The organism is Streptomyces sp. NBC_00236 (assembly GCF_036195045.1).
Classification (GTDB): domain Bacteria; phylum Actinomycetota; class Actinomycetes; order Streptomycetales; family Streptomycetaceae; genus Streptomyces.
The window spans coordinates 4,837,087-4,854,551 of the sequence record NZ_CP108100.1; the positions used below are offsets into that span (position 1 = coordinate 4,837,087).

Consider the following 17,465-nt stretch of genomic DNA (forward strand, 5'->3'; position numbering starts at 1 on the left):
CATCGCGCGCGCCCGCCCGACCGTTCTCAGGACTCGACGGCCGCGTCCTCCAGCGCTTCCCTGATCGGTTCGTACTCCGTGGTCCACGCGTAGGGGCGCTCGTGAAGGTCCGTCACCAGAAGGCCGAACAGTTCCGCGTCGAAGACGGCACCGAACAGACCACCGTCGATGGTGTGGGCGTTGACGACCACCGTGGGCGTGCCCGGTCCGATCGGATCGTCACCGGTCTGCTCGTACGCCTTCTGGGAAGCCGTGACGAAGGAGCTGTACTTCATCGTCCTGACCGCCCGGTCGAAGGCGTCGTCACGCAGCCCCGGGATCGACTTGGCCAGACTCAGGAGGAAGTCGGTCGTGAACCCGTCCCTGAGCTCGGCAACAGGCTGGTTCGCGATGAGCAGGGCGTGGTACTCGACGAACTTCCCCTTCTCCAGCGCGGCCCGCAGCGCGTTGACCGCTCGCTTCGAACCGTCGCCGCCGAGACGGTCGTCCTTGAAGGAGGCGAAGGTGTACTCGGCCTTGATCTCCCCCTTGAGCAGCAGCTCCTTGAGCCCCTTGGCCCCCGTCCGCTCGTACTCCTCGACGACGGGACACCGCGGATCCTCGTACACGTGCACCGTCGAGCGTGCTTCGGGATTCCCGACCACGATCGTCGTCCCGTCAGAGGCCGGTCGTTCGGGCAGCAGTGTGGTGTTCGCGTAGCCGACCGTCTTGGTCCGTGCTGCCGGACGGGCGTCCTTCGCCTCGGTGGCGCCCGGTGCGCATCCCGCGAAGGCTCCGATGAGGCCCAGTGTGACGGCCGCCCGGACGGCTCTGTGGATCTCCATTGAAATTCTGTCCCTCCCCTGTGAACAGGCGGACTCTACGCCTGCGGTGGCCACTGGTGCATCAGTGATTCGGGGCGCTTCGAGAAGGTCACGGAGTCCGGCGAGGCGCGCGGCGCCCTCGCGCTCGTCAGGGGTGAGGCTTCGACTCACCGACGGGGAAGCGCACAGGGGGCAGCCCCGGTACCTGAGCACGTGCGCCGTGCTGCCGGGCGCCAGCCTTCTGGTCCTCGAACCGCGCCTGCCGGGTCCGTGCCGGGCCGAACGGGCCCTTCACCGTGCTGGGAACGGCCGGCTCTCCCCGCCTCGCGTACTCCGGGACGCAGCGCGGCAGCCTGCTCGTGGCCGACTCCGATGAGGTCGGCATCCCGTCCCGGAAATATGCGATGCTGCGGGTCCAGGCCCTCAGCCCCGAGGAATCTCGGGCCTGTTGGGTCGTCTGCTGGGAGAACAATGGGTCCTGCGCGCGTGGTTCAGGTTCAGCCGACGGCGGCGGGAGGGCGGCCCGTGTCGCCAAGTCCGCGCTCGTCCGGCCGCCTTACGTGTCCATGACTCGTTGAACTCCGAGGGCCCGGCGCTCCCGCCCACCGCTCGGGCCGCTTTCACCGCACACGTGGGCCGCTGAGGAAAGGGAGAACCGTGGGGGACTACTTCCAGACGATCGTCGACCTCGACGCCACCGAGCGGGACGCGCAGGAGCTCGGGGCCCGGGTCCTGGAGTGGCTGATCGCGGAAGGCATCGTGGCCGCCGAGCGGACCGACTGCGTCCTGGGCGGTGACGGGTACGGCCACGCGCCCGGCCCGCACTTCACCAAGGCCGTCGACGACCCGGACCCGGTCGAGCTGTGGTCCAACGGGGTCCATGTCGAGACCGGCCGTACCGTCTTCGACAGCGGCCAGGGAGACGCGGGCGCGGCCGTCTGTCCGCTCTGCCGGACCGAGATCCGGCTGGTAGACGAGATGTGGCAGCCCATCGAGTCGGCCTGGGAGCCCTTCAAGGGGCGATTCCATGACTGGGCCGAGGGCGGTGGCGAAGGGATCGTGCACTGCCCGTCCTGCGGAGGCTCCTCCGGCATCGCCCGGTGGAGCTGGGAGGACGACTACTACGCGTGCGGGCAGCTCGGGTTCACGTTCTGGGGCTGGGCGGAGCTCACCTCCGGCTTCACCCGGGAGGTCCGCCGCACACTGGGCGGCCACCGCACCGTGCTCCTCGCCGGAAAGCTGTAGGGCGCGGGCCGGCCGCCGGCCGGGCATCCGTCCAGGACGAGATGCCCGGCGCGCGGACACGGAATCGGTTGGTCAGCTGGTCCAGAGGACCGGGCTGTCGCGGTACGCGTCACCCTCCTCGAACGAGGCGGCCGCGATGGGGTCGGTCTTCGTGGCGCTGAGCGAGCAGGTCTCGTACGACGCGCCCTTGGTGGTGAAGTCGCGGGGAGCGGATTCGCTGTCGCACTTGCCCTTGAGGTCGCCGATCAGGATGACGCCCGTGGGGCCGCCGCCTGCCAGCTTGCCGCGCAGCTTCAGCGAGGAGTACGACAGGTCGGTGCCGCCGACGTTCTCCACCTTCATCCGGATGTAGTAGGGCGTCATGCCCTTCGCCTTCTCGCCGAATGCGGACATGTCGGCCTCGGCACCCTTCTCGATCGCCGTGACCGTCACGGCGATCGTGCCCTTCTTGTCGGTCCCGTACTTGAACGGCACGACCGCCCGGTCACCGATCTTGAGCTTCGTGCCCGGCGCGGCGACGTCACCGCCGGCCGCATCGGCCGCGTCGTCACCGGTGTCCGCGGACGGGCTCTCGCTGCTCGGGTCCGACGATGCCGGGTCGGACGACGCCGGGGCGGAGGCCGAAGGCGACTCCTGCGCCGATGCCGAGTCCTCGCCGTCGTTGCAGGCCGTGAGGCCGAGCCCCAGGGTGCTGGTGAGGGCAACTGCGAAGACGATGCGTCCCTTGTGTGTCATTTTGGCCTAACTGGCAGTGAGGGCTGCCCTGTACGACAGCCGGAACGTACAACAACTGGACGAAGCCCCCGGTCAGGCGACCGGATGCGACGGAGCGACACGCTGACGGCGGTGCGTCAACGAGGCGCGCCGCGACGCCCATCCCAGACTGCGGCGGGAATGACACAGGCTCGCCACAGGCGCGGCACAGGTACGCGACGGGCGCGACCCCCTTGGAGGGAGGCCGCGCCCGTCGCTCTTCGGTTCCGGCAGCGTCAGTTACCGAGGTCCGCCAGCTGCTCGAACCCCGGGATCTCCCGCGGACTGCGCGTCGACGGGCCGACGTACTCCGCCGACGGGCGCACCAGGCGCCCCGTCCGCTTCTGCTCCAGGATGTGCGCCGACCAGCCCGCCGTACGCGCACACGTGAACATCGACGTGAACATGTGCGCCGGCACCTCCGCGAAGTCCAGCATGATCGCCGCCCAGAACTCCACGTTCGTCGCCAGCACCCGGTCCGGGCGCCGCGCGTGCAGCTCTTCCAGCGCGGCCTTCTCCAGCGCCTGCGCCACCTCGAACCTGGGCGCGCCCAACTCCTCCGCGGTCCGGCGCAGGACGCGTGCGCGCGGGTCCTCGGCCCGGTAGACGCGGTGGCCGAAGCCCATCAGGCGCTCGCCCCGGTCCAGGGCCTGCTTCACGTACGCGGTGGCGTCGCCGGTCCGTTCGATCTCCTCGATCATGCCGAGGACGCGGGACGGCGCGCCCCCGTGCAGCGGGCCCGACATCGCGCCCACCGCACCGGACAGCGCGGCGGCCACGTCGGCGCCGGTGGAGGCGATGACGCGGGCGGTGAACGTCGAGGCGTTCATGCCGTGCTCGGCGGCCGACGTCCAGTACGCGTCGACGGCCTTCACATGGCGCGGATCCGGCTCGCCGCGCCAGCGGATCATGAACCGCTCCACGACGGATCCGGCCTTGTCGATCTCGCTCTGCGGCACCATCGGCCGGCCCTGTCCGCGCGCGGACTGCGCGACGTACGACAGCGCCATGACGGCGGCCCGCGCCAGGTCGTTGCGGGCGGTCTCCTCGTCGATGTCCAGCAGCGGCTTCAGGCCCCACACGGGCGCGAGCATCGCCAGGGCGGACTGGACGTCGACCCGGATGTCACCGGAGTGCACCGGGATCGGGAACGGCTCGGCGGGCGGCAGGCCGGGAGCGAACGCCCCGTCGACCAGCAGGCCCCACACGTTGCCGAACGACACGTGGCCGACGAGATCCTCGATGTCGACGCCTCGGTACCGCAGCGAACCGCCTTCCTTGTCGGGTTCGGCGATCTCCGTTTCGAACGCGACGACTCCTTCGAGTCCGGGTACGAAGTCGGACATCAGGCGGCTCCCTCGGATCGGCGGCTGCGAGCGGGCCCCAGGGCCCACCCAAGATACTGGCGGGTTCCGACGTGACCGGGAAGCGTGACATCCGGCACAGCCTTCCCGTTCCACCGCGTTACGGCGGGGCGGACCTCCTTACGACCTGTGTCCGGCCGCTGCGGCAGGATGACACCGTGCCCACCGCAGACTCCTCCTTCGATTCCACCACTGATCCGGCCGCGATGCGCGAGCAGTACCGGTCCGAGGCCTTCACCGAGGACGGACTCGCCGCCGATCCGATGCGGCAGTTCGCCCACTGGTTCCGGCAGGTCGCCGCCGGCGGCATGCTCCACGAGCCGAACGCCATGGTGGTGTCCACGGCGACCCCCGAAGGCCGCCCGTCCTCCCGCACGGTCCTGCTGAAGATGTACGACGAGCGCGGCTTCGTGTTCTTCACCAACTACGACTCCCGCAAGGGCCGGGAACTCACCGCCAACCCGCATGTCTCGCTGCTCTTCCCCTGGCACCCCCTGGCCCGCCAGGTCATCGTCACCGGCACCGCGTCCCGCGTTCCCCGCGACGAGACGGTCGCCTACTTCCGCACCCGTCCCCACGGCTCCCAGCTCGGCGCGTGGGCGAGCGAGCAGTCGACGGTGATCGGCTCCCGGGAGGAGCTGATCCACCGCTACGAGGACCTTGAGGCCCGCTACCCGGAGGGCGAGAAGGTCCCCGCACCCCCGCACTGGGGCGGCTTCCGCGTCGTCCCCGACACCATCGAGTTCTGGCAGGGGCACGAGAACCGGCTTCACGACCGGCTGCGCTACGTGCGGGAAAGCGGGGCGTGGCGCGTGGAGCGGCTCTGCCCGTAGGGCCCGGGGCGCGGGACGCCCGTACCCTCAGCCGCGCCGCCCGGGAAACCACCGGCAAGGGAGCCGCCCCGGCATGCAGAAACCCGCAGGCTCTGGTCCCTCCTTGCGGAGGAGCCGGCCGGACTTACCGGCGAGCCTGCGGGTCGGTGACTGCTTGGGATTGGCCGATGACCGGCCTGCACTGCAAGAGCGCGACAACGGGCGTCAGCCCGCAGTCACCTCACGAGTCCGAGAAGAAATCACTTCCGGAACACCTCCTTTCCCTACGTGTGGCTTCAGCCTAGGAAGCTCCCCGGCGCCGCACAACCGAATTATCGGAGCCATTGATTTCGGGGAAGTCGCTGTGTGCTGGGTCACGTTCGAGTTCAATGGTCTGACGTGCGGCAATGGCGGACACGACCTGTCGGGGGTCCGGGATGAGTCCTTCCACGACCAGCGGAACGACCGACGCTCTCGGTCCCGAGGGTCCCAACGGTCCCGATCCGGCTCCCGGGGCGGAGCTGCTGGCGGCTCTCCTCGACGGGATGGACGCGGCCCTCTGCGCCTTCGACGCGGACGGGACCGTCACCCACTGGAACCGTGAGGCCGAGCGGATCCTCGGCTGGTCCGCCGAGGAGGCCGTCGGGCGGCCCGGGTTCGCCGGCTGGGCCGTGCGGCGGGCCGACGCGGGTGAGGTGCAGGGGCGGCTGATGGCCGTCATGGACGGGCCCGGGCGGCAGGTCCACGAGTTCGCGCTGCTGCGCAAGGACGGCGGGCGGGTGCTCGTACGGACCCAGTCGGCCGGGGTGCGGAGCGCGGACGGGAAGCCCGCCGGGGTGTACTGCGCGTTCAGCGAGGTCCATGCGCAGATCGACCTGGAGCGGTCCATCGCGCTGAGCGAGGCGCTGTTCGAGGACGCGTCGTGGGGTGTCGTCCTCGTGGACGTCGACCTGCGGCCGACCGTCGTCAACGCGCACGCGGCCCGCGCCCTGGGCGGTGGCCGGACGACGCTGCTGGGCCGGCCGCTCGGCGAGCTGATCGTGCAGGGCGTCGAGGACCTGGAGGGCGCCCTCCAGCACGTACTGGCCGAGGGCGCACCGCCCGCGCCCGCCGAGCTGTGGGTGACGTTGCGGACGGGCGACGGCGACCGGCGCCGCTGCTGGCGCAGCGGCTTCCTGCGGCTGGCCTCGCCGCTCGCGGAGGAGCCGGTGCCGCTGGGCGTCGGCTGGCTGTTCCAGGACGTGACGGCGACGAAACTGGCGGCCCAGGAGGCGGACCGGTCCCGGTTCCGGTCCAGCCAGCTGCACCGCGCCTCACGCTCGGCCGCCGAGTGCGAGGACCCCATGGAGGCGGCCACGTCGTCGCTGGACTACGCCCTCGCGGGCTTCGCCGACCACGCGCTGATCGACCTGGTGGCGGGCGAGCGCCTGGTACGCGCCGCGGGAACCCCGTCCGACGCCCCGGGCCCGTGCCTGCCGGTGGCCGGCGGCGGCATCCCGTTGCGGTACGCCCCGGGCCACCCCGCCCTCCAGGCGGTGGACCGTACGGGCTCGGTGCGGGCGTCGGCGGGTGCCGGTTCGGCCCGGGCGGCCGGGGAGTGGGCGACGGAGCGCCGCTGGCCGGCCGACGCGGTGCACGCGCTGTGCGTGGTGCTGCGGAGCCGGGGCCGGACCCTGGGCGTGGTGACGTTCCTGCGCTCCTCCCACCGCGCCGCGTTCGAGCGCCCGGACGCGGTGTACGCGGAGAGCGTCGCGGACCGGGTGGCGGCGTCGGTGGACCTGCATCAGGCGACGAGCGGCCCCGCCCCGTCCCGCGCCTGAAACGCGCCCCCGTTCCGGCCGCCGCCCGTTCCGGCTTGGGAGTGATGTGGGTGCAATTCGGGGTTGGTCGGGGTCCGGGGGGCGTCCACATCGCTTTCGATCGTGCGGTCGCTCAGGGGGCGGCGTGCGGTCGGGGCACTCGGGCTCGCCGCCGGCCTGCGGCATCGCGTCCGGTCAAACCCGTTCCCGCGGCGCAGCCGCAGACTGCGCGCCGACGGCTACCGCGCGGCCGGCAGATGCTGCCGGCGGAGGCGCGTGAAGGCGGTCGGGCCGGTGCGGTGCGGCAGGAACTCCTTGATGCGCTCGGCGCAGGCGCGCGGGCTCGCCGTACCCGTGTCGCACTCCAGGTCGTAGTCGCCGTGGGCGTGGACCGCGTCGTACTGGAGAGCCGCGAGCCCCGGCGGGCGGTCGCCCCGGGCCAGCTCGCGGCGGACCAGCTCGTCCAGCGGGCAGCGAACGCCGACGAACAGGACGTTCTCGGGCGGCAGCACCGTCAGGCAGTCGAGCAGCCGCCACGGCTCGCTCAGTACATGGTCGACCACGACGTCGTTGCCCACCTCGGCCATGGCCGCGATCGAGCGGTGGAAGCCCATCCTGGTCCGGCGCAGCGCGCCGTCGAGCTCCTGCGCCCCGAGCTCCCGCTTGCTGCGCATCGCGTTGAAGCTGTCGACCGCCAGGTGGAAGAAGACGCCGTCGTCGAGGATGTCCAGCAGCTCCCTGGCGATGCTGGACTTCCCCGAACTGGACGTCCCGTTGAGGAAGATGATCCGGCCGGATGTCATGGCGGCATGCTCGCACGGTGCCTCGACGGGCCGGCGGGGCGGTCAGTGGCGGTAGAAGATCCGGTCCGCGTACTCCGTCATCACGCGCCCGTTCCACTCGTGGCCCCCGTCGACGTTGCCCGACCGCAGCAGCGGCGGCTCGACGCCCCGCTCCAGCAGGTTCTCCGCCGCGGCGGCCATCATCGACTGCATGATCGCGCTGGTGACGACCGTCGACGCGGGGGCGAAGGGGGCCTCGATGCCGTCGACGTCCAGTTCGGCGTCGCCGATGGAGATCTTGCTGTCGAGGACGATGTCGCAGTGGTCCCGGAGGAATCCGCCCGAGCTGTGCCGGGAGCGGGTGCCTTCCGCGTACGCGACGGAGGTGACGCCGATGACCTTCAGGCCCAGCGCGCGGGCGTTCAGCGCCATCTCGACCGGCAGGGCGTTGCGGCCGGAGAGCGAGATGATCACGAGGACGTCGCCCGCCTTCGCCGGGCTGGAGTCGAGCACCGCGCCCGCGAGGCCGTCGACCCGCTCCAGGGCGGAGCCGAGGGTCGCCGGCATGACGTCGACGCCGAGGGTGCCGGGGACGGCCAGCACGTTCATCAGGGCGAGGCCGCCCGCACGGTAGACGACGTCCTGGGCGGCCAGCGAGGAGTGTCCGGCGCCGAAGGCGAAGAGCCTGCCGCCGGCCACGACGGTGTCGGCGATCGCGGCACCGGCGGCCGCGATGGAGCCGGACTCCTCGTCGCGCACCCGCTCCAGCAGGCCGATCGCTGCGTCGAAGAACTGACCGGCCAGCTTGCTTTCGCTCATCGAGGAGGGCCTTTCCGGCGGAGTGGGGGGTGTGCGGGACGTCCTTGCCGCCGATCACGTTGCGGTCTGGACCAGTGACATGTCAATACCGCACAGGCCGCTCCGGGCCCCGCGGGGACAGCTCCTTCGGACGGTGCGGCACGGTTGTCGGCGCTATGCGTCAGAATTGGACGAGGGCCAGCGCACGACTGCATCGAGGGGCACGAATGTCCGGACTGATCGACACGACGGAGATGTATCTCCGCACCATCCTCGAACTCGAAGAGGAAGGCGTGGTCCCCATGCGCGCCCGGATCGCTGAACGGCTGGACCAGAGCGGTCCCACCGTCAGCCAGACGGTGGCGCGAATGGAGCGCGACGGCCTTGTGCAGGTCGCGGGGGACCGGCACCTGGAGCTGACGGAGGAAGGGCGCCGGCTGGCGACCCGCGTGATGCGCAAGCACCGGCTCGCCGAGTGTCTGCTCGTCGACGTGATCGGCCTGGAGTGGGAGCAGGTCCACGCCGAGGCGTGCAGGTGGGAGCACGTGATGAGCGAGGCCGTGGAGCGGCGGGTGCTGGAGCTGCTGCGCCACCCGACGGAGTCCCCGTACGGGAATCCCATCCCGGGACTGGAGGAGCTGGGCGAGAAGGCCGAGGCCGACCCGTTCCTCGACGCGAGCATGGTCAGCCTGGCGGAGCTCGACCCGGGCGCCGACGGCAAGACCGTGGTGGTCCGCCGGATCGGTGAGCCGATCCAGACGGACGCCCAGCTGATGTACACGCTGCGACGGGCGGGCGTGCAGCCCGGTTCGGTGGTCAGCGTGACGCAGTCGCCCGGCGGAGTGCTGGTCGGCAGCAGCGGAGAGGCGGCGGAACTGGACGCGGAGGTCGCGTCGCACGTGTTCGTGGCGAAGCGCTGAACAGGGCACGGTGCTCAGCAGTCCGGAAGGAGCGGGCGGCGCTGCATCGGGTGCGGCGTTGAACGTGGCGATGCTCGGAGGATGAGCAGGCGCCGAAGTGCGGGTGGCGGACGATCAGCGGTTGCTGACGTCCGTTTTCCGTTTTTCCGTCCGGAATCGCAGCGCCCGGACGGATCGCGTGCCAGTCTGTGGCTGAGGGATACCTGAGAGTGTCGGCCGTCTGGCCGCGCGGTCGGGGAGGGGAGCAGGGAATGCGCCCGTCGTACTGGCATGTCCGGCCTGCGCACCGGGAGAGGCTTCCTGTGGTCCCGCAGGCCCTGTCCGCGTACCGCGAGAGTGCTCCCGCGGTCCCGCGGGCCCGGTCCGTGCACGCGGCCGTGGCGAGCGGTCCTGAAATGGCGGATGGCCCCGGCGCCGCAAGGCGCCGGGGCCTGTCCTCCCCTGTCCCGACCTGGAGCCCCGAGCTCTCGAGGTCGGTTCCCGCGAGCCCTCATCCCCGAGTGACCCGCCTCCCGGAGAAGATCTCCCCGCCGTGGCCGACGTCAATCCTGAGAGGCGGTCACTCGAACGAGCGGTGTTGTGTGCCGGAACCCGGTTTTCGAATAAAGGTTCGATAGTCTGGCCGACGCGACCACATGGTGATCGAGGGACCAGAAGGGGGTGCCAGAACAGATGGTGCGGCGCATCGATGTGACCGGAACCGACGGCGTACGCCTCGCGGCCTGGGAGTTCGCGGATCCGCCCAAGGGGCGCGGGGAAGCGGAGCGCCCCGGAGGTGTCTTACTGCTCCACGGGCTGATGGGCCGGGCCTCGCACTGGGCCTCCACCGCCCGCTGGCTCGCCGAGCGGCACCGCGCGGTCGGCCTCGACCAGCGCGGACACGGCCGCAGCGAGAAACCGGCCGAGGGTCCGTACACCCGCGAGGCGTACGTCGCCGACGCGGAAGCCGCGATCGAACAGCTCGGCCTCGCCCCCGTCACCCTCGTCGGGCACTCGATGGGAGCGCTCACCGCCTGGCAGCTCGCCGCGAAGCGCCCCGACCTCGTCCGGGCCCTGGTCATCTGCGACATGCGGGCCTCCGCGCTGGGCGCGGCCTCGCAGCGGGAGTGGGAGGACTGGTTCAGGTCCTGGCCGCTTCCGTTCGCCACCCTGTCCGACGTACGGAAGTGGTTCGGCGAGGACGACCCCTGGGTGGAACGGCCCAATCCGGCCCGCGGTGAGTTCTTCGCCGAGGTCATGGCCGAGCGGGCCGACGGATGGCGGCCCGTCTTCTCCCGCCGGCAGATGCTCCGGTCCCGCGCCACCTGGGTCCACGACGCGCACTGGGAGGAGCTGGCCCAGGTCCGCTGCCCGACCCTGGTCCTCCGCGGCCTCGACGGCGAGCTGGGGAGGGCCGAGGCCCAGGAGATGGTCCGGGTGCTGCCCCGCGGGCAGTACGCGGAGGTGGCCGACGCCGGACACCTCGTCCACTACGACCGGCCCGAGGGCTGGCGCGCCGCGGTCGAACCCTTCCTGGAGCAGCTCGCCGAGGACGTCCGGGACGACCGGGAACCGGCGGCTCCCCGGGGCCCCGGGGCGGAGCCCGCCCGGTCCGTCCCGCCCGTCACCCCTTGCTGACCGCCGTCAGGATCTCCGGCAGCCGGTCCGCCGTGCGGGGCGCGGCGACCCGCACCCCTGCCCAGGCGATCAGGGCCCCGTAGCCGGCCCCCAGCGGCAGCAGGAGCCACAGCCAGGTCTCCGCGTCGCCGAGATGCAGCCAGACCGTCAGGCCGATCACGGGGGAGCACAGCAGCGCCGCCGAGACCATGCCGCCGAAGATCGAGATCCAGGCGAGCCCGGCCTGCCCGGGCGCCACGTTCTTGAACGCACCGTCCTGCGGGATCGAGTACGGGAAGTTCGCCGAGGCCACCGCACCCGTGGCCAGCATCGCGCCCAGCAGCGCGAACGACAGCCCCATGACCTCCGGCAGTGCCCCCCAGTCCCCGAGCACCGCCGCCGTCAGGACCGTCACCAGAACCGTGTACGGCAGGGTGATCAGCAACAGGGCCAGCGCCCGCGCCCGCAGTTCCAGATACGCGTCACGGGTCGAGGAGATCGTCAGCGCCACCATCCAGAACGCCGAGGTGTCCTGCCCGAACTGGTTGTACATCTGGATGCCGAGCATCCCGGCGCCGAAGCACGCGAAGTACAACGACCCCGTGCCCTGGAGGGCGTTGAACAGCGGCACGATCAGCCCGATCGCCAGCGCCGTCACCCAGGCGGCCTTGGTCTTCGGGTCCCGGGCGACGTACCGCAGGCTGCGCTGCATCACCGTGCCGGTGCGGCCCTCGGGGAACAGCGCCCAGAAGCCGGAGCCGTCCGTGCCGGACTTCGTACCGGCCGGTTCGGCGGCGGAGAGCGTCGAGCCGTCGGGCTCCGTCATCAGCCTCTCCAGGCTGCGCCGCCACAGCACCAGCAGCAGGACGAGTGCGGCCGCGGAGAGGAGGAGTTGCACGGCGGCCCGCCCGTACGCCCCCTGGGACGCGGAGTCCACCGAGCCGATCGCCGAGGCCGGCGGCAGCCAGCGCACCACGTCCGCCGCCGGGTCGAGTGCGGAGAGCCCGCCGGCCTGACCGAGCCGCTGGACACCGAAGTTGACGCCCTGGATCCCGACCGCGATCACGAGCCCGCTGAGCACCGCGAGATCGCGGCCCTTGCGCGAGGTCAGCAGCCGGGTGTTGGCCGTGGCGACGGCCCGCGCCAGCGCCACGCAGACCAGCAGGGTCAGCGGGGCCGCGAGGACGGCGAAGACCACCGCGCCCGCCCCGTGCACCAGCGCGGTCACCGATCCGGCCGCCAGGCACAGCGTGAACAGCGGGCCGATGCCGACCAGCGACGACACCAGGAGCGCGGTGATCAGGGGCCGGGGCCGCAGCGGAAGCATCACGAGGCGGCTCGGGTCGAGGGTCTCGTCGCCGGCGGCGAAGAAGAGCGGCATCACGGCCCAGCCGACCGCCAGGACCGCGGCCAGCAGCACGACGAGGGAACCCGCGTGGGCGTTGCCGCGCAGCGCGATCAGCCCGACCAGCTGTCCCAGGGCGATCAGCAGGGTCGCGACGACGGAGGCGATGTACACGGCCCGGCGGCCGGCCGACTGCCGCAGCCCGTTGCGGAGCAGGGCGAGCTTCAGCCGTACGAGAACGGGCACCAGCTCCGTGCCGCCCGGCGGGCGGCCTGCGCGGGGGCCCGAGGCGGCCGGGGCGTCGAGCACGCTCATCGGGCACCGCCGAGCCAGTCGAGGGCGGCGCTGTCGTCGCGGTCGCCCGCGCCGACGAGTTCCAGGAAGGCGTTCTGCAGCGAGGACGCGTCGCCGCGGACCTCGGCGAGGGTGCCCTGGGCGCGGATGGTGCCCGCCGCCATGACGGCCACCCAGTCGCAGAGCGACTCGACGAGTTCCATCACATGGCTGGAGAAGACGACGGTGGCCCCCGAGCGGGTGTAGCGCTCCAGCACCCCGCGGATGGTCTGCGCCGACACCGGGTCGACGCCTTCGAACGGCTCGTCCAGGAACAGCACTTCGGGGTTGTGCAGCAGTGCGGCGGCGAGCCCGATCTTCTTGCGCATGCCCGTCGAGTAGTCGATGACCAGTTTGTGCTGGGCGCCCGCCAGGTCCAGGACGTCCAGCAGCTGAGTGGCCCTGCTGTCCACCTCCTCGCCGGGCAGACCGCGCAACCGGCCGGTGTAGGCGAGGAGTTCACGCCCCGAGAGACGTTCGAAGAGCCGCAGCCCCTCGGGCAGGACGCCGATGCGGGACTTCACCTCGACCGGGTCGCGCCAGACGTCACGGCCGCCGATCTCGATCCGGCCCAGGTCCGGGCGGAGCAGACCGGTGACCATGGACAGGGTGGTGGTCTTGCCGGCGCCGTTGGGACCCACCAGCCCGATGAACTTGCCCGCGGGCAGCACCAGATCGATCCCGGCGACCGCGGTGTGTTCGCCGAACCGTTTCCACAGCCCTTCCACCCGTACCGCGGGCGTTTCCGCCCGTACGCCGGGCCTGACGGCCCGGTCGGCGTTGTCGCTGTCTGTCCGGTCCGGCATGCTGCACGCCCTTCGAAGTCCCCGTACTTGGGGACACCCTACGAAAGGCGCCCCCGCGCGTCGGCGGCTTCGCGCCCGCAGGCGTACGCGAGCGGGCTGATGAGCTCGTCCACCTCGGGCAGCCAGCGGTTGGCGGTGGAAGGACTGCGGGCCCACTGCACCACCCCGGTGCCGCCGACACGGGTCGGCGGGGCGGCGAGGTAGTGGCCCTCGCCCAGTCCGCGCAGACCGATGGCCCCCGCGTCCCAGCCGATCCTCCGGACAAGGGCGTCGGCCTTGGCGGCGGCGCCCGGCAGGACGAAGAACTGCATCCGGCGGTCGGGGGTGCGGGTGACCGGGCCGAGCGGCAGGCTCATCCGCTCCATCCGGGCCAGCGCCAGGAAGCCCGCCGACTCCGGTACGTCGATCGCGTCGAAGGCGCGTCCGGTCGGCAGCAGGATCGAGGAACGGGGGTGCTGGGACCACATCCGGCGGGCCGCCGCACCGCTGCCGGTGGCCCGGCCCGCCCAGTCGGCCCGGGTCGGGTGGGCGCCGGGCGCCGCGCAGGCCGCCTCGCCGCACGAGCACCGTTCCGTGCCGCCGGCCGGCTCCAGCCAGGTGCCCGGGCACACGTCCCAGTGCCGCTCCTCCGCGTACCGCACCGCGGCGTCGAGCAGCTGCTCGGCTCGCTGCTGGGGGATCTGTGCGGCTTCCATGACTCCGATGGGCTTTTCCACGCACAGCACAACTCCCGCCGCCACCTGGGGTTACGGGCGTGGCGGCGCGGTTACGGTCCAACGCTTCCGCATGTGGGGCGCACTGGTGCACGGGTGGGGGCGCGCGGGAGGGACGTGGGCGGTGGGCGGGTAGCCACATACCGGAGATCCGGCACAGTTCGTTCGGCATCCTAGGGCGCGTGCCGGGAGGAAAGGGCGGAGACAGCTCAAAAGTGACCAACACGATGAATCGGCGAATTTCTCAGGCATATGTCGGGCAGTGATCCTTTACCGATCACTGCGGCCTCAGGGGGACACACATGGCAGCCAGGCCTCTCGTCGCACGCCAGCCGAACGAACGGCTCCAGGCGCTCATTCAGGAAGCCGGATGCTCCAACGCGGGCCTCAGCCGCCGCGTCAACATGGTCGGGGCCGAGCGCGGGCTCGACCTCCGTTACGACAAGACCTCCGTGGCCCGCTGGCTGCGCGGGCAGCAACCACGCGGCAGGGCACCGGGCATCATCGCCGAGGCGCTCGGCCGCAAGCTCGGCCGTACGGTCACGATCGACGAGATCGGCATGGCCAACGGCAAGAACCTGGCCTCCGGCGTCGGCCTGCAGTTCGCCCCGACGGTGGTCGGGGCGATCGAGCAGGTCTGCGAGCTGTGGCGCAGCGACGTCGGCCGCCGCGACTTCCTGTCCGGTTCCGCGGTCGCGTCCTCGGCACTGGTCGAGCCCAGCCGGGACTGGCTGATCACCGGCGCGGACCCGCAGGTGGCGCGGGTGGCCGGGGCCCGGGTCGGGATGCCGGACGTCGAGGCGGTGCGGGCGACGACGGCGGCGCTGGTCGACCTGGACCACCGCTTCGGCAGCGGCCATGTGCGGCCGGTTCTGGTGCACTACCTGAACAGCGTGGTCTCCGGGCTGCTCTCGGGGGCGTACCGCGAATCGACCGGGCGGCAGCTGTTCGCCGCGGTGGCGCGGCTCACCGAGCTCGCCGGGTACATGGCGATCGACACGGGCCAGCCGGGCCTCGCCCAGCGCTACTACATCCAGGCGCTGCGCCTCGCCCAGGCGGCGGGCGACCGGGCCTACGGGGGCTATGTGCTGGCCGCCTCGATGAGTCATCTCGCGGCCCAGCTCGGCAATCCGCGGGAGATCGCCCAGCTGGCCAGGGCGGCGCAGGAGGGAGCGCGCGGCAGGGTGACGCCTCGGGCGGAGGCGATGTTCTACGCGGCGGAGGCGCGCGGCCACGCGCTGCTCGGGGACGCCCGTACCACGCAGGTGGTGGCCGGCCGGGCGCTGACGGCGCTGGAGCAGGCCGATCCGGACAGCGGGGACGATCCCGACTGGATCACACACTTCGACCACGCCTATCTCGCCGACGAGTTGGCGCACTGCCACCGTGACCTCGGCCAGGCGGAGGCGGCCGCGCGCCGGGCGAAGGAGGCCCTGGGCGGCCTTCCGGAGTCCCGCGCCCGCCGCCGCGGCATCGGCCTGGCCCTGCTGGCCGCGGCGCAGGTGCAGCTGCGCGAGGTGGAGCAGGCCTGTCACACCGGGACGCGGGCGATGGAGCTGCTGGGCACGGTGCGCTCCAGCCGGGGCACGGAGTATCTGGACGACCTGCAACAGCGCCTCGTGCCGTACGGGGACGAGCCCGCGGTACGGGAGTTCGGCGCCCGCCTGGAGCTCCAGGCGGCCTGAGGGGAGGACGCGTCCGGACCTGCGGTGCACGGGCGCCCCCTTAACTGCGTCGTGAGGGCGCTGGGCGTTACAGCCCGTGTGAAGGGGTCGTGAGTGACAACACGCGCTTGGCGAACGGCAGGGACCACCCGATAGCGTGAGCCGACGATTCCATAGGTTCACACGTAGGAGTCCCGGTGACACAGAGCGGACAGGGTGACGAGCAGCAGCTCCCTGCTGTACGACCCGCGCACGAGGGCGTCGTGCTGCCCGCGGGCGGCGGCGAGCCCTGGACGCCGGGGGGACCCGCGGACCAGGCGGTCCCGGCCGGCGGTCAGCCGTGGGGGCAGCCCTGGGGACCGCAGACGTCCCACCAGGACGCCGCCCCGCAGGGCGGGTACGGGCAGGACCAGCAGGGCGGCGCGTACGGTCAGCAGCAGGGGCAGTACGGGCAGCAGCAGGCGCAGCACGGTCAGTACGGGCAGGGGCAGCAGGGTTCCGGGTACGGCCAGGCTCAGCAGCCGCAGCCGCCCGCACAGCCCCAGCACGGACAGCAACTCCAGCAGCCCCAGCAGTCCCCGCCGTCGCCGTACGCCATGCCGCTGCCGCCCGAGGCGGTGCCCGGCGCGAGCGGCGACGCGGACGCCACGCAGTACATCGCGGCGGTTCCGGCCGGTCCGGGGCCGGGCGGCCTGCCGCCGGAGGCACCCGCCGAGTCCACGCGGTTCCTCGGCCGTGACCCGCAGCAGGCGTACCCGCAGTCCGGCGGCCACGCCGCGCCGCCGCCCCCGCAGGGCGGCCAGGACGCCGACGCGACCCAGTACATACCGCCCGTGCCCGGTGGCGCCCCGTACGGCATCCGGCCCGGGGCACCCGGTGAGCGGCAGCCGCCCGCGGAGTTCGACAACCTCTTCCGCAGCGACGAACCCGCGGGCGCCACCCAGCAGATGCCCCGGTTCGACCCCACGCAGCAGCACCAGCAGCACCAGGGCGGGCAGCAGCAGTACCAGGGCGGGCCGCCCCCTCAGGCGTACCAGCAGGCGCCCCCGTACACGGGCCCCGAGCACGGGCTGCCGCAGAGCGGGCAGGACGGGCGGCGCAAGAAGTCCGCGCACGTCCCGCTGATCGCCGCGGTCGTCGTCGGCTGCGCCGTGATCGGGCTCGGGGCCGGCGCCCTGCTGAGCGGTGGCGACGAGAAGGGCGACGAGGCCAAGCAGCCGGTGGCGGCGGCGAGTTCACCCGCCTCCCAGCCCGCGACGCAGGCCGCTCCCGACCCGGCGAAGCCGCAGGCCGAGGCGCTCGACAAGCTGCTCGCGGACAGCAACAACAGCCGGTCCGCGGTGATCGGTGCGGTGGAGAAGGCCAAGAACTGCACCGACCTGGACAAGGCCGTGGCCGACCTCAAGGGCGCCGCCCAGCAGCGCCGCGATCTGGTGACCCGGCTCAAGGGGCTGTCGGTCGACAAGCTGCCGGACAACGTCCAGTTGGCCGCCTCCCTCACCAAGGCCTGGCAGGCGTCCGCCTCGGCGGACGACCACTACGCGGCCTGGGCCACGCAGGCCAAGAGCAAGAAGGTGTGCAAGAAGGGCAAGGCCCGTTTCACCACGCACTACCAGCAGGCCAATGTGCAGAGCGGCGAGGCGACCGCGGCCAAGAAGCAGGCATCCAGGCTGTGGAACGCCATCGCGACGAAGTACGGCCTGACGAAGCGGGCGTCCACCGCGCTCTGAGC

15 protein-coding genes and 1 pseudogene are annotated in these 17,465 nt (G+C 72.1%); 8 read left to right on the plus strand and 8 right to left on the minus strand.

What is annotated here, in order from left to right:
* Positions 1-26 precede the first annotated feature (26 nt).
* The gene (locus OG446_RS21760; protein ID WP_328895626.1) at positions 27-824 is read right to left on the minus strand and encodes a DsbA family protein; all 798 of its coding nucleotides are present in this window, start codon (positions 822-824) and stop codon (positions 27-29) included.
* 254 nt (positions 825-1,078) lie between these two features.
* On the opposite strand from OG446_RS21760, the pseudogene OG446_RS21765 reads away from it, so the two are divergent.
* Together OG446_RS21765 and OG446_RS21770 are read left to right on the plus strand one after the other, a co-directional pair.
* Positions 1,079-1,381: pseudogene (locus tag OG446_RS21765) on the plus strand (Scr1 family TA system antitoxin-like transcriptional regulator); the annotation flags it as partial.
* A 79-nt stretch (positions 1,382-1,460) separates the two neighbouring features.
* Positions 1,461-2,048 (plus strand): hypothetical protein, encoded by a 588-nt coding sequence (locus OG446_RS21770; RefSeq protein WP_328895628.1) that lies wholly within the window; start codon positions 1,461-1,463, stop codon positions 2,046-2,048.
* A gap of 72 nt (positions 2,049-2,120) precedes the next feature.
* Here the strand turns inward: OG446_RS21770 and OG446_RS21775 are convergent, their stop codons facing one another.
* Positions 2,121-2,783, minus strand: a complete 663-nt coding sequence (locus OG446_RS21775) for a hypothetical protein (RefSeq protein ID WP_328895629.1) — start codon at positions 2,781-2,783, stop codon at positions 2,121-2,123.
* Between the two features lie 254 nt (positions 2,784-3,037).
* The gene (locus tag OG446_RS21780; protein ID WP_328895630.1) at positions 3,038-4,147 is read right to left on the minus strand and encodes a citrate synthase 2; all 1,110 of its coding nucleotides are present in this window, start codon (positions 4,145-4,147) and stop codon (positions 3,038-3,040) included.
* A 224-nt stretch (positions 4,148-4,371) separates the two neighbouring features.
* Between OG446_RS21780 and pdxH the strand changes: the two genes are divergently transcribed.
* Together pdxH and OG446_RS21790 are read left to right on the plus strand one after the other, a co-directional pair.
* Positions 4,372-4,998 (plus strand): pyridoxamine 5'-phosphate oxidase, encoded by a 627-nt coding sequence (gene pdxH, locus OG446_RS21785; protein WP_328898371.1) that lies wholly within the window; start codon positions 4,372-4,374, stop codon positions 4,996-4,998.
* A 416-nt stretch (positions 4,999-5,414) separates the two neighbouring features.
* Positions 5,415-6,797: a PAS domain-containing protein gene (locus OG446_RS21790; protein ID WP_328895631.1), complete on the plus strand. Its 1,383-nt coding sequence runs from the start codon at positions 5,415-5,417 to the stop codon at positions 6,795-6,797.
* Between the two features lie 218 nt (positions 6,798-7,015).
* Here OG446_RS21790 and OG446_RS21795 read toward each other — a convergent pair whose 3' ends face one another.
* Positions 7,016-7,579 (minus strand): chloramphenicol phosphotransferase CPT family protein, encoded by a 564-nt coding sequence (locus tag OG446_RS21795; RefSeq protein WP_328895632.1) that lies wholly within the window; start codon positions 7,577-7,579, stop codon positions 7,016-7,018.
* Between the two features lie 42 nt (positions 7,580-7,621).
* Complete coding sequence (locus tag OG446_RS21800) at positions 7,622-8,377, minus strand: SIS domain-containing protein (protein WP_328895633.1); 756 nt, start codon at positions 8,375-8,377, stop codon at positions 7,622-7,624.
* A 206-nt stretch (positions 8,378-8,583) separates the two neighbouring features.
* On the opposite strand from OG446_RS21800, the gene OG446_RS21805 reads away from it, so the two are divergent.
* Together OG446_RS21805 and OG446_RS21810 are read left to right on the plus strand one after the other, a co-directional pair.
* Positions 8,584-9,276: a metal-dependent transcriptional regulator gene (locus tag OG446_RS21805; RefSeq protein WP_148019304.1), complete on the plus strand. Its 693-nt coding sequence runs from the start codon at positions 8,584-8,586 to the stop codon at positions 9,274-9,276.
* A gap of 672 nt (positions 9,277-9,948) precedes the next feature.
* Positions 9,949-10,893 carry an alpha/beta fold hydrolase gene (locus tag OG446_RS21810; protein WP_328898372.1) on the plus strand — a complete coding sequence of 315 codons (945 nt, stop codon included), beginning with the start codon at positions 9,949-9,951 and terminating at the stop codon, positions 10,891-10,893.
* On the opposite strand, the gene OG446_RS21815 is transcribed toward OG446_RS21810, so the two are convergent.
* From OG446_RS21815 to OG446_RS21825, 3 genes are read right to left on the minus strand one after another with little or no spacing between them, the layout of a single operon-like run.
* Positions 10,880-12,532: a transporter gene (locus OG446_RS21815; protein WP_328895634.1), complete on the minus strand. Its 1,653-nt coding sequence runs from the start codon at positions 12,530-12,532 to the stop codon at positions 10,880-10,882. The two genes, OG446_RS21810 and OG446_RS21815, sit on opposite strands and share 14 nt — an antisense overlap.
* On the minus strand, positions 12,529-13,356 hold the full coding sequence (locus OG446_RS21820) for an ABC transporter ATP-binding protein (protein WP_328895635.1): 828 nt from the start codon (positions 13,354-13,356) through the stop codon (positions 12,529-12,531). The genes OG446_RS21815 and OG446_RS21820 overlap by 4 nt, the downstream gene beginning before the upstream one ends.
* Positions 13,357-13,394: 38 nt before the next feature.
* Positions 13,395-14,051: a bifunctional DNA primase/polymerase gene (locus OG446_RS21825; RefSeq protein WP_328898373.1), complete on the minus strand. Its 657-nt coding sequence runs from the start codon at positions 14,049-14,051 to the stop codon at positions 13,395-13,397.
* 320 nt (positions 14,052-14,371) lie between these two features.
* On the opposite strand from OG446_RS21825, the gene OG446_RS21830 reads away from it, so the two are divergent.
* Positions 14,372-15,754, plus strand: coding sequence for a transcriptional regulator (locus tag OG446_RS21830; RefSeq protein WP_328895636.1), 1,383 nt, complete (start codon positions 14,372-14,374; stop codon positions 15,752-15,754).
* Between the two features lie 176 nt (positions 15,755-15,930).
* Positions 15,931-17,463 carry a hypothetical protein gene (locus tag OG446_RS21835; protein WP_328895637.1) on the plus strand — a complete coding sequence of 511 codons (1,533 nt, stop codon included), beginning with the start codon at positions 15,931-15,933 and terminating at the stop codon, positions 17,461-17,463.
* The last annotated feature ends 2 nt before the right edge of the window (positions 17,464-17,465 follow it).

Coding starts and splice junctions, on each gene's coding strand:
- OG446_RS21820 (WP_328895635.1), bottom strand. CDS start 13,356: ATGCCGGACCGGACAGACAGCGACAACGCCGACCGGGCCGTCAGGCCC.
- pdxH (WP_328898371.1), top strand. CDS start 4,372: ATGCGCGAGCAGTACCGGTCCGAGGCCTTCACCGAGGACGGACTCGCC.
- OG446_RS21790 (WP_328895631.1), top strand. CDS start 5,415: ATGAGTCCTTCCACGACCAGCGGAACGACCGACGCTCTCGGTCCCGAG.
- OG446_RS21800 (WP_328895633.1), bottom strand. CDS start 8,377: ATGAGCGAAAGCAAGCTGGCCGGTCAGTTCTTCGACGCAGCGATCGGC.
- OG446_RS21805 (WP_148019304.1), top strand. CDS start 8,584: ATGTCCGGACTGATCGACACGACGGAGATGTATCTCCGCACCATCCTC.
- OG446_RS21775 (WP_328895629.1), bottom strand. CDS start 2,783: ATGACACACAAGGGACGCATCGTCTTCGCAGTTGCCCTCACCAGCACC.
- OG446_RS21780 (WP_328895630.1), bottom strand. CDS start 4,147: ATGTCCGACTTCGTACCCGGACTCGAAGGAGTCGTCGCGTTCGAAACG.
- OG446_RS21815 (WP_328895634.1), bottom strand. CDS start 12,532: ATGAGCGTGCTCGACGCCCCGGCCGCCTCGGGCCCCCGCGCAGGCCGC.
- OG446_RS21795 (WP_328895632.1), bottom strand. CDS start 7,579: ATGACATCCGGCCGGATCATCTTCCTCAACGGGACGTCCAGTTCGGGG.
- OG446_RS21810 (WP_328898372.1), top strand. CDS start 9,949: ATGGTGCGGCGCATCGATGTGACCGGAACCGACGGCGTACGCCTCGCG.
- OG446_RS21760 (WP_328895626.1), bottom strand. CDS start 824: ATGGAGATCCACAGAGCCGTCCGGGCGGCCGTCACACTGGGCCTCATC.
- OG446_RS21825 (WP_328898373.1), bottom strand. CDS start 14,051: ATGGAAGCCGCACAGATCCCCCAGCAGCGAGCCGAGCAGCTGCTCGAC.
- OG446_RS21830 (WP_328895636.1), top strand. CDS start 14,372: ATGGCAGCCAGGCCTCTCGTCGCACGCCAGCCGAACGAACGGCTCCAG.